We start from the raw sequence: 13,588 nt of genomic DNA on the forward strand, positions 1-13,588 counted from the left end.
GGAGAAGGATGGCCGAGAAGGAAGGCTGGCGAGGAAGGTTCTTTGAGGACTTCGAGGTCGGTGACGTCTACCACCACCCTTTAGGCCGTACAATCACCACAACGGACAACATCTGGTTCACCCTGCTCACCCAGAACACCGCCCCCATACACTTCGACCACCACTACGCCAAACAGACCGAGTTCGGCAAGCCCCTGGTAGACTCCACCTTCACCCTGGCGCTGGTGACCGGCCAGAGCGTTTCGGACGTCTCCCAGAACGTGTTTGCCAACCTGGGCTGGGAGGAGGTGCGGCTGCCCAACCCGGTCTTTGAGGGGGACACGATCTACTCCCGGTCTGAGGTTTTGGAGAAGAGAGGGTCGCGCTCGCGCCCGAAGGTGGGGATCGTGAAGGTGAAGACGACCGGCTACAACCAGGAGGGGAGGGTTGTGATCACCTTCAAACGCACCCTCATGGTCTACAGGCGCGGACATGCTCCAGAGATGCCACGCGTCGAGCCGGAGCGCGGGGGTCCTTGACGCAAAGGCTCCGCCTCTCCTACAATTCGCAATAATCATTACAGGTGAACCAAGGAGGCGAGGCGTGGAGATCACCGCGGCGGTCGTGCGGGAGAAGGGGCGGCCGTTCTCCGTTGAGCAGCTGGAACTGGAAGGGCCCCGGCCCGGGGAGGTCTTGGTGCGGGTCATTGGGGCCGGGATCTGCCACACGGATCTGATCGTGCGCGACCAGTGGTACGAGGTACCGTTGCCGGCCGTGCTTGGGCACGAGGGCTCCGGGGTGGTGGAGGCCGTCGGCGAGGGTGTCACCAAGGTTGAGGTCGGGGATCACGTCGTGCTCAGCTACCTCTCGTGCGGCGAGTGCGCCAACTGCAAGCAGGGCAGGCCGCCCTACTGCTTCAAGCTCTACGAGCTGAACTTCGGCGGCGCGCGGCCGGACGGGAGCAGCGCCATCCGCCAGGACGGGCGCACCATCCACGGCCACTTCTTCGCCCAGTCCTCGTTCGCCACGTATGCTCTGGCCACCGAGCGGAACGTGGTCAAGATCCGGCGAGATGTGCCGCTGGAGATCATGGGACCTCTGGGCTGCGGCATTCAGACCGGGGCGGGCGGGGTGCTCAACTCCCTGCATCCTGTGGCCGGGACCAGCATCGTGGTATTCGGCACGGGGTCTGTGGGGATGAGCGCCATCATGGCGGCCCGGGTCGCGGGCTGCGCCACGATCATCGGGGTGGACATCAAGCCGGGGCGGCTGGAGCTGGCGAGGGAGCTGGGGGCCACCCACACCATAAACGCCTCGGAGTCGGGGGATCTCGTCGAGGAGATCCGGGAGCTCACCGGCGGGGGCGCAGACTACACGGTGGAGACCACCGCCTCGCCCGCGGTCTTCCGGCAGGCGGTCGACTCGCTGACGCTGGGCGGGGTGTGCGGCCTGATCGGGGCCGCGGCGCTCGGGACGGAGGTCAGCCTGGACATGAACAACATACTCTTCGGGCGGACCGTGCGCGGCATCATCGAGGGCGACAGCATACCCGACATCTTCATCCCGCGCCTCATCGAGCTCTACGCCCAGGGCCGCTTCCCGTTCGACCGCCTGATCCGGTTCTACGAGCTGGACGAGATCAATACCGCCGCCGAGGACTCCGAACGCGGAGAGGTGCTAAAGCCCGTGCTGCGTATGGGGTAGCAGCCGGGGGTTGAGCAATTCCAGAACCCATAAATCTGCTCCCCCGAGCAGCTCTACTCTGGGAGTTGTTTGTGTGCCGTAGAGCCCCGGATTATCAGTTGGCTGCCGAACTCTACGTGCTCAAACGACCGCCCAGGGCTCGAAACGCGCCGGACCATTAACTCTACCGCCGCCCGGACCATGTCGGAGATTGGCTGGCGCACGGTTGTGAGGTCGAAGGTCTTCCAGGAAGCCATGCCGATGTCGTCAAAACCGACTACCCATACATCCTCGGGAATTCTTACACCTGCCTCGCGAGCCGCATCGATCGCACCCAGAGCTGTCAGGTCGTTTGCACAGAAGACGGCCGTAGGGGGAGCATCGCACTCGATCAACTCGCGCATGGCCCGCCGGCTCCGGTGATATGAGAAGTCCCCCGGCTGCCGCAGAACAGCTCCCGGATCAAATCCATGAGCTCCAAGCTCCTCAAGAAAGCCCTTCTCCCGCTCGATTGCGGTGCTCGCCTTCTGGTTCCCGGAGATCAAACCGATCCGCTCGTGCCCATGACCGGCAAAGTACCTGGCAACGATCCGCCCGCCGCCGAGATTGTCGGTGGTAACCCTGTCGCAGTCTATATCCTGAACGTAACGGTTGAAGAGCACTACAGGAGCGCCCTGGCGCACCGCTTCTTTGAGTACGGCAGAATCAGACGTCGCGGTAGTGAAGATAACCCCGTCAACCAGTCTCTGCCGGATGGCCCCCACAGCCGCCGGCTCTCCCGCCTCTCCGGAGTTCCACAGGGTCATCCGACGCTCCACCGCCGCCAGCTCCCGGCAGAAAGCCTCCACAACCTCCGGATAAAATGGGTTGGTGATGTCTTCGACCACAACACCAACCGTCCCTGTCCTTCGAGTTATCATCGCACGCGCCAGACCGTCCGGCGAATAATTCATTTCGCGCAGAACGCGCAAGACACGCTCCCGGGTCTCCGGCTTCACACCCGGGTGATCGTGCAACACCCGCGAAACCGTCGTCTGCGAAACCCCCGCAGCGCGAGCCACATCCCGGCTGGTAGCCATCAAACCTCTCTCGTCAGCGCAAAGCCCCGCATGACCATGTAAAATCCGTTCCTATGCGCTCCATCTCCGATGCCAGCTCCACCATTATATGCTCAGAAAGAATGCCAGATTTACTCACTACCGCGCGCAAGCGTTTAGAGAATAACCCGCCCCGAGGGACATAGCCCGCGCAGATTCTCCGCGTATTGCCCCGCAAACCACTGACGATGCTTGACACGCAGACTACTAAGCTCTAGAGTGTGGCCAGGTGGTGATGAATACGTATTCATCACTTGGGAGCAGGAGAGAGGACTTCGAGAGTTGGTGGCAGGACTATGAAGGTTCTCATTGCGGAGGATTCGCCTGCGGTGGCGCGGGGTGTAGCTTCGGTGACTCGCAAGGGGTGGCTAGGCTCGCTGTTGCGAAGCCAGGAGGTGCCACGGCGCGTCTTGAGCGTGTACTACCCTTATTATTTCCAGTCTTGGAAGGTCACAGCTACCAGGAGTTTTGGGAGAGAAGTAAGGGCGCGGCTTCTCACGGGGGTCAACGGCAGGAGTCGGTCGACGGGTCCTGCCAGTGAGTGGCCTTCTATGGCGGAGGAGGATCTCAGCGGCCACGAGGTCATCCCGCCTCTCACTTCGGAGGGTGAGGCCAGGGAGCTGGCGTGGGAATACGCGGAGAGATTCGTATTCCGCAATTACCGCCCGAGTAAACCGCCCAGAATAGAGGCAGAGGAATTTGCTCTGGTCTACGTGCCCTACCACGTCTATGCGAGGCAGGGCCAGCCGCTCCGCAAGGCGGCGCTGGTTGAGGGGTTCACAGGGGCTGTGGGGAAAGTGAAAGATGTTCCGGAGGTCTTTGAGGTTGTCGCGGCTGTGAAAGCCCCCGCGACGTTCTTTACTAACAAGGAAGGGCAGTTTAGATGAACATGATCGCGTTGTGGTTCACGCTGATGATTCTGGCCTGGGTTCTTGCCGCCTACGTATTGTGGGGAACGGACATCGTCGTTTCGCGCGAGGAAGAAACGGGGAGTGACGAGGGGAGAGGAGGGTAAGGGGTGAACGACCCTGTAGTATTCTGGTCGTGGATATTTCTGATAGCCTTCGTTGGCCTCTTCATCGCCATGGGATACATGGGCATGAGGAGGACCAAGACCGCCGACGACTTCGCGGTGGCCCGTAGCTCCTACGGCCCGTGGGTATTGGGGCTCGCTTTCGTCGCGACTGTCGCCAGTGGATCGACGTTCTTGGGGATGCCCGGCCTGGCGTACGATCTCGGTTTCCCCAGCCTCTGGTACCCGATCCTCTATCCGATCGGGATCTACCTGGGGATGCTGATGAGCGCCAAGCTGATAAAGACGATGGGAGACAGGTTCGGGAACCGCTCGATCCCCGAGTTTGTGGGGGCGCGTTACGATTCGGACTTTCTCAGGCTCGGCATGACGCTAGTCTCCTTCCTCCTTCTGTTCTACATAACGGCCCAGCTCGTCGCTGCCGCCACGCTCTTTCAGGTCATGATGGGGATGCCCTACATCCCGGCCCTGTTCTTCACAGCGGGGGTGCTGCTCGTCTACATCGTGATGGGCGGCTCGCACGCCGACATACTCACCGACGCGGTACAGGGGCTTCTGATGCTAAGTATCGCCGTGGCGATCGCCGTCATGTTCTTTACGGGTTTCGGAGTAGAGGGCGGCCCAACAACGATAAACCAGAGGGTAGACGAGATGACCGGCGCCGGGTGGGACACGTTCTTCATCCCCGGACATCCCACCTTTGGAGCGGCATGGCTCGTTATCTTGCTGCTGATCGCCCACCTGCCGTTCGGTATCCTGCCCCACCTCGGCAACAAGTTCATGGCACTGAGCAATGCCCGACAGATGCGGCAGTTCGCCATGTTCGCCATTATCGCTGGGGGGATACTGCCGATGATGGCTCTCGGAGGTTTCGTCGGCGCCGCTGTAATTGGTCCCGGTCTCGACAGGCCAGACCAAGTTATCCCCGTGCTCTTCACGGAGGTCTTCCCGCCGATAGTGGCCGCATTTCTCGCCGTAGCGATCATCTCGGCGGTGCTCTCGACCTCGGACGGGCTGGTCGTCTCGGTGTCGCAGCTTCTGGCCAATGATCTCTACAGGAAGCAGTTCGCCAGGAACCAGCCCGAAGAAGTTGTGGACCGGCGGGCGCTCTTGATCGGCCGGATCGGGGTCGTCCTGGCTCTAGTGGCCGGCATAGCCCTGGCCTGGAACCCGCCGGAGTACCTGGCGGTTCTCCTGTGGGTCGGCGTTGGGGGAATAGTGTCCGGCCTGGCGGGACCGGTTCTGATCGGGAGCCTCTGGAGAAGAGCGACCAAGACGGCCGCGATCATCTCCTTTGTGGCGGGAGTGGCTGCCTACGGCTTCTTCTACCTGCCACTGATAGACCCCCTGGGGTTCGCTCCCGGTCCGGAGGCCGGAGAGGGGAACCCCTTCGCTGCGGGGGGTATGGGAGTTATCGTCGGCTCAATAGTCATGTTAGTGGCGACTCCTCTCACGAGGCCGATGCCCGAGGAGTTCGTCGACCGGGTTTTCGGTGAGAGAAGAAGCCCGGCAAGGGAGGCATAGCAGGGAGGTTCAAGATGGAGTACCTGAAGAAAGGTCAACCGCAGGAAGAAGGAGCTACCCGGCAGATCAGAGACGCGGTGAGCGAGATTCTGTCGGCGGTAGAGAAGGAGGGAATCGCCGCAGTAAGGCGCTACTCCGAGAAGTTCGACGGCTGGAACCCACAGTCCTTTGTGGTCTCCGAAGAAGAGATAAGGCGAGCTGAGGAGTCGGTTGAAGACGAGCTCAAGGAGCATATAGAGTTCGCCAAAGAACAGGTCCAGAACTTCGCCAGGCTCCAGAGAGAGACGCTCACAGACTTCGAGAAGCAGACCCTGCCCGGTGTCGTCCTCGGCCAGAAGCAGATCCCGGTTAACGCGGTGGGCTCCTACACCCCCTCGGGACAATATCCCATGTTCGCTTCCTCGATCATGACCGTCGCCGTGGCCAAGGTGGCGGGCGTGAAGAGGGTGGTAGCAATTGCCGCGCCGCACAGAGGAGAGGACGGCAAACCGTACGGCATCTACGAACCGATGCTCTACACGATGGCCAGTTGTGGAGCGGATCAGATCCTGTGCCTCGGCGGGGTACAGGCGTTGGCCGCAGTCGCTTTTGGCATGGAAGAGGTGGAGCCGGTGGATATGATCGTGGGAGCCGGCAATGCCTACGTCGCCGAGGCCAAGCGCCAGCTCTTCGGAGAGGTGGGCATAGACCTGCTTGCAGGACCCACCGAGATCGCCATCATAGCCGACGAGACGGCCGAACCGCATCTACTGGCAGCCGATCTGCTGGGGCAGGCCGAACACGGTCCAACCAGCCCGGCCGTTCTTATCACCACCTCGCGGGAGGTAGGCGAGGAGACCATAAGGGAGGTGGACCGCTGGCTTGAAGGTGACTGGCCAACCAAAAGGATGGCCGGCGAAGCCTGGAGAAACCACGGAGAAGTCATCCTCTGCGAGAGCGACGAAGAGATGGTTAAGGTCTCAGATGAGATAGCCCCCGAGCACCTTGAAGTGCAGACCAGAGACCCTGAATGGTTTCTTGAGCGGCTTACCAACTACGGTTCGCTCTTCCTCGGAGAGCATTCGACGGTAGCCTACTCCGACAAAGCCATCGGCACAAACCACGTCCTGCCGACCAACCGCGCCGCTCGTTACACCGGCGGCTTATGGGTAGGCAAGTTCACCAAGACCGTCACCTACCAGAAGGTCAGCGAAGAGGGCACCCGTCAGGTTGCGCCGGCCGCCGCGGCCATCTCTGATGGAGAGCTGATGTACGGTCACGCGCTGACATGCCGTATCAGGCAGGAGAGGGCGAAGCAGTCTCCAAAACCTCCGCTTTGAAACGCGGAAGAACGAGCCACAGAAGCCTTCAGCAACCGGAGTAATCAGGGGTTGGCTGAAGCAGAAGCCTACCGCCCGGTGGTGACGCCGCCCTGGGCGACGGGCTTCGCCGGTGCCGGGCCGGGAGCGAACGCCTTCTCGCCCGTGATCGCCTGCCCGACGATGAGCATGTTGATGTCGTGGGTGCCCTCGTAGGTATAGGCCCCCTCGATATCCGCCATGTGCTCCATCACCCGGTAGTCGAGCAGGATGCCGTTGCCGCCGAGAGCCTCCCGGGCCGTGGCGGCGATCTGCCGGGCCTTGGCCAGGTTGTTCATCTTGAGCATCGAGATCATGGCCGGGTTCGCCTCTCCCCGGTCCTTGAGCCGGCCGACGTGGATGCAGGCGAGCTGGGCGAGCGAGATCTCGTTCACCATGCTCACCAGCTTCTGCTGCGTCAGCTGGAACGACGCGATGTTTCTCCCGAACTGTTGCCGCTCTCTGGCGTAGGCGAGCGCGACCTCGTAGCAGTCCATCGCCTGCCCGAGGCCGTCCCACGCCACGCCGTAGCGAGAGTGGGTGAGGATGGAGAGGGTGGAGCCGAGCCCGGTCGCTCCGGGCAGCCGGTTCTCTTCAGGAACGCGGCAGTCCTCCATCGTTATGTGCGTCTGCCACACGGCGCGCTGGGAGCCCTTGCGCGGCAGCACGGCGGTCCGGTAGCCGGGGGAGTCCTTCTCGACGAGGAAGCCCGCGATCTTGCCGTCCTCAGTCCGGGCCCAGATCACGGCCACATCCGCAAACGAGGCGTTGCCGATCCACTTCTTCTCCCCGTTTAGCACCCAGTCGCCGCCGCTCCTCCTGCGGGCGGTCGTTCGCATGGAGCCGGGGTCGCTGCCGGCCTCGGGCTCGGTGAGGCCGAAGCAGCCGATCTTCTCGCAGCGCGCCATCTCCGGCAGCCAGCGCTCCTTCTGCTCCTCGCTCCCGAGCTCGTAGATCGCGGTCATCGCCAGGCCGCTCTGCACGTGCAGGAAGGTGGCTAAAGACCCCGAGCCGCGCGCGATCTCCTGGACCGCCAGCCCGTAGGCGACGTTGTTCCAGCCGGCGCAGCCGTAGCCCTCTAGCGCACCGCCCATCACGCCGAGCTCGCCGAGGGCCGGCAGCAGGTCGAAGGGGAACTCCGCCCGGTCCCAGTAGTCCGGCATTACCGGGACGGCCTCCCGGTCCACCCACTCCCGCACGCGGCCCCGGACCTCCTTCTCCTCATCGCCCAGAAGCGAGTCCGCGTTTATGAAGTCCGTGGGCTGCGGCGCGCGCTTTACCTGCTCCGGCGTAACTTCCATCTCTCCTCCTAAAGTGGCTGCGAACCGCATATACATTATGCCGCAGGGTGAAATACAATGATGCAGGGATCGCGTAAGGCCGGGAAAGGAGCTCGCATGCAGCAGCAGGTGGGGAAGGTCTACAGGACGGAACTCTCGCCCGTCAGCTTCCTGGAGCGCAGCGCCTACATCTTCCCCGACAAGACGGCCGTCGTGCACGGAGAGCGGCGCTACACCTACCGGGAGTTTGCGGAAAGGGTGAATCGCCTGGCCTCGCGGCTGCGCGACGCGGGGCTGGAGAAGCACGACCGGGTGGCGTTCCTCTGCCCCAACATCCCGGCCGAGCTGGAGGCGCACTACGCCGTTCCGGCCGCCGGCGGCATCCTCGTCGCCATAAACATCCGGCTCTCTCCGGATGAGATCGGCTACATCCTGGAGCACTCCGGGGCGAAGTTCCTCTTCGTGGACAGGGAGCTGGAGCCGCTGGTCGAACCGTCGGACCTGAGCGGCATCGAGGTGGTGCGCGTGGATGATGCCGGCGAGCCCGGCGACCCGTACGAGGACTTCCTCTCCGAAGGCTCGCCGGAGCCGGTCGAGAGCTGGCTGGAGGACGAAGAGGAGACCATCTCCATAAACTACACCTCCGGGACGACGGGCCGGCCGAAGGGCGTGATGTACACCCACCGGGGCGCGTACCTGAACGCGCTCGGGGAGGTGATCGAGACCGGCATGAGCTACGACACCACCTACCTGTGGACCCTGCCGATGTTCCACTGCAACGGCTGGTGCTTTACCTGGGGCGTAACGGCGGTCGCCGGGACGCACGTGTGCCTGCGGAAGGTGGACCCGGCCGTGATCTGGGACCTCTTCCGCTCCGAGGGCGTAACGCACTACTGCGGCGCACCGACGGTGCAGGTGGGGCTCGTCAACCACGAGAAGGCCAGGCCGCTGGAGCAGGAGGTCACCGCCGCGATCGCGGGCGCTCCCCCATCCCCCACCCTGCTCGCCCAGCTGGGTGAGCTGAACATCCGGCCGATCCACGTCTACGGCCTCACCGAGACCTACGGCCCCATAACGGTCTGCGCCTGGCACGAGGAGTGGGACGAGCTGCCGCCCGAGGAGCAGGCCCGCCTGCGGGCCCGCCAGGGGCAGGGATACGTGACCGCAGACCTCGTGCGCGTCGTGGATGAGGAGATGAACGACGTGCCCCAAGACGCCGCGTCGATGGGCGAGGTCGTGATGCGGGGCAACAACGTGATGAAGGGCTACTTCGAGAACCCGGAGGCTACCGACGAGGCGTTCAAGGGCGGCTGGTTCCACTCCGGAGACATCGCCGTGTGGCACCCGGACGGGTACATCGAGCTCCGGGACCGTAAGAAGGACATCATTATCTCCGGCGGCGAGAACATCTCCACCATCGAGGTGGAGCAGGTTATCGTCAAGCACCCGGCCGTGATGGAGGCCGCCGTGGTCGCCATCCCGGACGAGAAGTGGGGCGAGCGCCCCAAGGCGTTCGTGACGCTCAAGCCGGGCCGGGAGGCGACGGAGGAGGAGATCATAGAGTTCTGCAAGCAGCACATAGCGCGCTTTAAGGCGCCGGACGCCGTGGAGTTCGGCGAGCTGCCCAAGACCTCTACCGGGAAGGTGCAGAAGTACGTTCTGCGCGAGAAGGAGTGGAAGGGGCAGGAGAAGAGGATCAAGGGCAACTAGGAGGACGGAGATGCCATGATCGCCGACGAGAAGACCTACCGGAACATCCGCTTCGAGCGGGACGGGGCCATCGCGTACGTCACCATGAACCGCCCCGAGAAGCGCAACGCGCTCTCGCTGGAGCACATGCAGGAGATCATCGCCTGCCTCAAGAGCATCGAGCAGGACCGGGACATCTCCGCCGTCATCCTGCGCGGCGAGGGACCGGCGTTCTGCGCGGGCCACGACCTCTCCGAGATGCTGGACGGCACACCGGACTTCTACCGGCACCTCTTCGACGTGTGCACGCAGATGATGGAGAAGATCCAGAGCATCCCTCAGCCCGTGATCGCCGAGGTCCACGCCACCGCGACCGCCGCCGGCTGCCAGCTCGTCGCCACCTGCGACCTCGCCGTGGCCGCCGAGGAGGCCAGGTTCGCCACGCCGGGAGTGAAGATCGGGCTCTTCTGCTCCACCCCCATGGTCGCGGTGAGCCGGGCCGTCTCGCGCAAGAAGGCGATGGAGATGCTGCTTACCGGAGAGTTCATCTCCGCTAAGGAAGCGAAAGAAGAGGGTCTGGTGAACCGGGTGGTCCCCGCCCACGAGCTGGAATCCGCAACGCGGGAGCTCGCGGAGAAGATAGCAGCCTCCAGCCAGCTCGTTACGGGTATCGGCAAGCAGGCGTTCTACCGGCAGCTGGAGATGCCCCAGCACCAGGCCTACGAGTACGCCAAGGAGGTCATGTCCTTCAACGCCACCTTCGCCGACGCCCAAGAAGGCATGTGTGCCTTCCTGGAGAAGCGCCGCCCGGAGTGGAAGAACAGATAGGCCCTCGAGCAGACCGGAGAGGCAAACCCACCTGGCGGAAGAAACCCCCGGGCCTTCGGGACATCGCCCCGCACGGAGCTCGCCGGCGGTAACACCGCCCACCCCGGCGTTCGTGTTGACCTCCGCATCCCGAATCTTTAACATTTGCGTACAGTAAAAATATAGGGAAGGTGGAATGCGAGTTGAGGGGTGACATGCAAACCGAACTGCCTCAGGCGCGGTACAGCTACGGCGGGGACGAGTACGTCTTCGTGGAGTTGGCGGAGGGGATGAGTCTCAAGGTCAACTTCCGGGCGATGGCCATAACCAACCGGCTGCGGGAGGAGAACATCGAGGGCATCACGGACATCTGTCCGTCGAATGCGTCGTACATGGTACGCATAGACCCGGATGTGCTGCACCCGGACGAGCTCATCGGGCGGCTCCGGGAGATAGACGCGGAGGTCGGGGACGTAGCCGGGGTTGAGCTTCGGACCCGGGTGGTGGACGTTCCGGTGATGATGGAGGATCCCTGGACGCACGAGACGCTGATGCGTTTCCGGGACAGGCACCAGGATCCGAACTCAACGGATCTGGAGTACTCGGCCCGGATAAACGGCTTCGAGTCCAAGGAGGCGTTCATCGAGGCGCTGTTGGGTTCGCCGTGGATAGTGACCATGATCGGCTTCGTTCCGGGACTGCCCTGGTGCTACCAGCTCGTACCCCCGGAGGAGCAGGTGGAGGTCCCCAAGTACGTGCGGCCCCGCACCTACACTCCGGAGCGGGCGTTCGGCTTCGGGGGCGGGTTCGCGGTCATCTACTCGGTAGAGGGAGCGGGCGGCTACCAGCTCTTCGGCCGGGCTCCGGCGCCGGTCCTGGACGTCAAGCAGCGCCTCAAGGACTTCCGGGAGTCCATCGTCTTTCCCCGGCCCGGCGACATCTTCAACTTCCGGCGCATAGACAGGGAGGAGTACGACAGGATCGAGGCCGAGGTCGAGGCGGGGACGTTCGAGTACCGCATCCGGGAGTTTACCTTCCACCCGGACCGCTCGCTCGAGGACCCGCACGCCTACAACGAGGAGATACTGGGGGTACTCTATGGCGATTAGGGTGCGGCAGCCGGGGCTCCTGACCACGGTGCAGGATGCGGGGCGCTTCGGGTACTACGACATCGGCATGCCGCCTTCCGGTGCGATGGACCTCTTCTCCTACCGGGTCGGCAATTATTTAGTGGGGAACCCCGACGGCGCGGCGGGCCTGGAGATAACCTACATGGGCCCCGAGCTGGAGTTCACCGGGGACGCGGTCCTAGCCGTCACCGGGGCCGAGATGCCGCCGAAGATCAACGGCGAGGAGGCTCCGACGTGGGAGGCGCTCCGGGTGCGGGAAGGCGACGTGCTCTCCTTCGACTACCTCCGGAGCGGGGCCCGGGCGTATCTGGCCGTCGCCGGGGGGATAGAGGTGCCCGAGTTCATGGACAGCCGCTCGACGTACACCCTGATCGGGCTCGGCGGCCACGAGGGGCGGGCGCTGCAGGAGGGCGACGAGCTGCGGGTCGGGGAACCTGCAAACGGCTCCGGCAGGGTGGGCCGCAGGTTAGACGAGCGGCACATCCCCGCCTACGCAGACGAGGTGGAGCTGCGCGTGATCATCGGGCTGTGCAGCTACCGGCTGACGGAGGAGAGCCTGGAGGAATTCCTGACCGTGGAGTGGACCGTCACGCCGGACGCGGACCGCATCGGCTACCGCTACCGGGGCGGTGAGCTGCGCTTCGTCGAGCGCGAGCAGCCGCCCGGCGCGGGGAGCGACCCGGCCAACGTCGTGGACCTTGGCTATCCTGTAGGCTCCATCCAGGTACCGGGCGGCGTCGAACCCATAGTCCTGCTGAACGACGCGGTCACCGGCGGCGGGTACGCCACGATAGGGACCGTGATCAGCGTAGACCGGGACGTGCTGGCGCAGACCAAGACCAACGACAGGACCCGCTTCCGCTCCGTCACGCTGGAGGAGGCGCTTCAGGCGCGCCGGGAGCGGAGGGAGCTTCTGGCGGCCATCAAGGAGGAGCTTGCCTGAGGCTCTCGGAAGAGGAGGCTAGGAAATGGTGAAGCAGGTAGATCTGAACTGCGACATGGGCGAGAGCTTCGGCCCGTGGAAGATGGGCAACGACGAGGCGATGATGCGCTACATCTCCTCGGCGAACGTGGCGGGCGGGTTCCACGCCGGCGACCCCACCACCATGCGCAGGACCGTGGAGCTCGCGCGGGAGCACGGCGTGGCCGTCGGCATCCACGCCGGGTACCGGGATCTGGTCGGCTTTGGGCGGCGGGGGATGCAGGTCTCGCCGCGGGAGATCCAGGACGAGCTCATCTACCAGCTCGGCGCTCTCAGGGAGTTCGCCCGGTGCTGCGGGATGGAGGTCCAGCACGTAAAGCCCCACGGCGCGCTCTACATGGCCGCGGCCAGGGACGAGGAGTTGTCGCGCGCGATCGTCGAGGCGATCCGGCAGACCGACCCGGACCTGATCCTCTACTGCATGCGGGCCTCCGTCACCTACGAGGTCGCCAAAGAGATGGACCAACCGGTGGCGGCGGAGTTCTTCGCCGACCGCGGCTACAACGAGGACGGGCAGATCGTCTTCACCCGCCGCGTGGAGCAGGAGCTGGACGCGCAGCAGGTGGCGGAACGTACCCTGAGAGCCGTGCGGGACGGCAAGGTCAAGACGGACGGCGGCGCGGACATAGACATCGAGCTGGACTCGGTCTGCGTCCACGGCGACACGCCCGGAGCCCCCGACCTGGCGCGGGTCATCGTGGAGCATTTGAGCGAGAACGGCGTCGAGATAAAGCCGCTGGCCGGGATCCGGAAGGCATCTACCTAGAGAGGAGCGCGCTTTGGCCGAGAAGAGGATCAAATCCCCCCTGCCGGGCATCTTCTACCGCCGCCCCGACCCCGACTCCGACCCTTACGTGAACGAGGGCGACCGGGTAAACGAGGGCGACGTTGTGGGGATCGTGGGCGTGATGAAGTCCTTCCACGAGATAAAGGCCGACGCCTCCGGCAGGATCGTGCGCTTCGAGGTGGAGAACGAAGACCCCGTCCAGGCCGGGCAGGATATCGCTATCCTGGACGGCTGAGATCCTTCGCGGCTCAGAGCGCCGG

At 64.0% G+C, this 13,588-nt stretch carries 14 protein-coding genes; 12 read left to right on the forward strand and 2 right to left on the reverse strand.

The window, feature by feature from the left end; translation table 11 throughout:
• The first annotated feature begins 8 nt into the window (after window positions 1-8).
• Both E0L93_RS10180 and E0L93_RS10185 read left to right on the forward strand, forming a co-directional pair.
• Complete coding sequence (locus tag E0L93_RS10180; RefSeq protein WP_132691548.1) at window positions 9-518, forward strand: MaoC family dehydratase; 510 nt, start codon at window positions 9-11, stop codon at window positions 516-518.
• Window positions 519-582: 64 nt separating this feature from the next.
• Entirely contained in the window at window positions 583-1,683 is a 1,101-nt protein-coding gene (locus E0L93_RS10185; RefSeq protein WP_132691550.1) for an NAD(P)-dependent alcohol dehydrogenase, read from the forward strand.
• 53 nt (window positions 1,684-1,736) lie between these two features.
• Here the strand turns inward: E0L93_RS10185 and E0L93_RS10190 are convergent, their stop codons facing one another.
• On the reverse strand, window positions 1,737-2,741 hold the full coding sequence (locus E0L93_RS10190; RefSeq protein ID WP_132691552.1) for a LacI family DNA-binding transcriptional regulator: 1,005 nt from the start codon (window positions 2,739-2,741) through the stop codon (window positions 1,737-1,739).
• 428 nt (window positions 2,742-3,169) lie between these two features.
• Here E0L93_RS10190 and E0L93_RS10195 point away from each other — a divergent pair, with 428 nt between their 5' ends.
• Genes E0L93_RS10195 through hisD form a run of 4 tightly spaced genes read left to right on the forward strand, consistent with a single transcriptional unit; the run spans window position 3,170 to window position 6,635 of the window.
• The gene (locus tag E0L93_RS10195; RefSeq protein ID WP_132691554.1) at window positions 3,170-3,646 is read left to right on the forward strand and encodes a hypothetical protein; all 477 of its coding nucleotides are present in this window, start codon (window positions 3,170-3,172) and stop codon (window positions 3,644-3,646) included.
• Window positions 3,643-3,774 (forward strand): hypothetical protein, encoded by a 132-nt coding sequence (locus E0L93_RS16460; protein ID WP_279387480.1) that lies wholly within the window; start codon window positions 3,643-3,645, stop codon window positions 3,772-3,774. Before E0L93_RS10195 ends, E0L93_RS16460 begins: the two co-directional genes overlap by 4 nt.
• 3 nt (window positions 3,775-3,777) lie before the next feature.
• Window positions 3,778-5,316 (forward strand): sodium:solute symporter family protein, encoded by a 1,539-nt coding sequence (locus E0L93_RS10200; RefSeq protein ID WP_207890426.1) that lies wholly within the window; start codon window positions 3,778-3,780, stop codon window positions 5,314-5,316.
• Window positions 5,317-5,330: 14 nt separating this feature from the next.
• Complete coding sequence (hisD, locus tag E0L93_RS10205) at window positions 5,331-6,635, forward strand: histidinol dehydrogenase (RefSeq protein ID WP_132691556.1); 1,305 nt, start codon at window positions 5,331-5,333, stop codon at window positions 6,633-6,635.
• Between the two features lie 68 nt (window positions 6,636-6,703).
• Here the strand turns inward: hisD and E0L93_RS10210 are convergent, their stop codons facing one another.
• Window positions 6,704-7,954, reverse strand: coding sequence for an acyl-CoA dehydrogenase family protein (locus E0L93_RS10210; RefSeq protein ID WP_132691558.1), 1,251 nt, complete (start codon window positions 7,952-7,954; stop codon window positions 6,704-6,706).
• A gap of 96 nt (window positions 7,955-8,050) precedes the next feature.
• On the opposite strand from E0L93_RS10210, the gene E0L93_RS10215 reads away from it, so the two are divergent.
• From E0L93_RS10215 to E0L93_RS10240, 6 genes are all read left to right on the forward strand, one after another.
• Window positions 8,051-9,643 carry an acyl--CoA ligase family protein gene (locus E0L93_RS10215; protein WP_243638188.1) on the forward strand — a complete coding sequence of 531 codons (1,593 nt, stop codon included), beginning with the start codon at window positions 8,051-8,053 and terminating at the stop codon, window positions 9,641-9,643.
• A 15-nt stretch (window positions 9,644-9,658) separates the two neighbouring features.
• A complete protein-coding gene (locus E0L93_RS10220; protein ID WP_132691560.1) occupies window positions 9,659-10,450 on the forward strand; it encodes an enoyl-CoA hydratase in 792 nt (263 codons plus the stop codon).
• 194 nt (window positions 10,451-10,644) lie between these two features.
• Entirely contained in the window at window positions 10,645-11,538 is an 894-nt protein-coding gene (locus tag E0L93_RS10225; RefSeq protein ID WP_132691588.1) for a 5-oxoprolinase subunit B family protein, read from the forward strand.
• Window positions 11,528-12,502 (forward strand): 5-oxoprolinase subunit C family protein, encoded by a 975-nt coding sequence (locus tag E0L93_RS10230; RefSeq protein ID WP_132691562.1) that lies wholly within the window; start codon window positions 11,528-11,530, stop codon window positions 12,500-12,502. Before E0L93_RS10225 ends, E0L93_RS10230 begins: the two co-directional genes overlap by 11 nt.
• Before the next feature lie 25 nt (window positions 12,503-12,527).
• A complete protein-coding gene (locus E0L93_RS10235) occupies window positions 12,528-13,307 on the forward strand; it encodes a LamB/YcsF family protein (protein ID WP_132691564.1) in 780 nt (259 codons plus the stop codon).
• Window positions 13,308-13,320: 13 nt separating this feature from the next.
• On the forward strand, window positions 13,321-13,563 hold the full coding sequence (locus E0L93_RS10240; protein WP_132691566.1) for an acetyl-CoA carboxylase: 243 nt from the start codon (window positions 13,321-13,323) through the stop codon (window positions 13,561-13,563).
• Window positions 13,564-13,588: the final 25 nt, after the last annotated feature.

This window comes from Rubrobacter taiwanensis, from assembly GCF_004337705.1.
GTDB lineage: Bacteria > Actinomycetota > Rubrobacteria > Rubrobacterales > Rubrobacteraceae > Rubrobacter_C > Rubrobacter_C taiwanensis.

Bases quoted from the DNA above. Each gene is read 5' to 3' on its own strand.
- E0L93_RS10230 (WP_132691562.1), top strand. From the start codon at position 11,528: ATGGCGATTAGGGTGCGGCAGCCGGGGCTCCTGACCACGGTGCAGGAT.
- E0L93_RS10225 (WP_132691588.1), top strand. From the start codon at position 10,645: ATGCAAACCGAACTGCCTCAGGCGCGGTACAGCTACGGCGGGGACGAG.
- E0L93_RS16460 (WP_279387480.1), top strand. From the start codon at position 3,643: ATGAACATGATCGCGTTGTGGTTCACGCTGATGATTCTGGCCTGGGTT.
- E0L93_RS10210 (WP_132691558.1), bottom strand. From the start codon at position 7,954: ATGGAAGTTACGCCGGAGCAGGTAAAGCGCGCGCCGCAGCCCACGGAC.
- E0L93_RS10220 (WP_132691560.1), top strand. From the start codon at position 9,659: ATGATCGCCGACGAGAAGACCTACCGGAACATCCGCTTCGAGCGGGAC.
- E0L93_RS10235 (WP_132691564.1), top strand. From the start codon at position 12,528: ATGGTGAAGCAGGTAGATCTGAACTGCGACATGGGCGAGAGCTTCGGC.
- E0L93_RS10190 (WP_132691552.1), bottom strand. From the start codon at position 2,741: ATGGCTACCAGCCGGGATGTGGCTCGCGCTGCGGGGGTTTCGCAGACG.
- hisD (WP_132691556.1), top strand. From the start codon at position 5,331: ATGGAGTACCTGAAGAAAGGTCAACCGCAGGAAGAAGGAGCTACCCGG.
- E0L93_RS10180 (WP_132691548.1), top strand. From the start codon at position 9: ATGGCCGAGAAGGAAGGCTGGCGAGGAAGGTTCTTTGAGGACTTCGAG.
- E0L93_RS10215 (WP_243638188.1), top strand. From the start codon at position 8,051: ATGCAGCAGCAGGTGGGGAAGGTCTACAGGACGGAACTCTCGCCCGTC.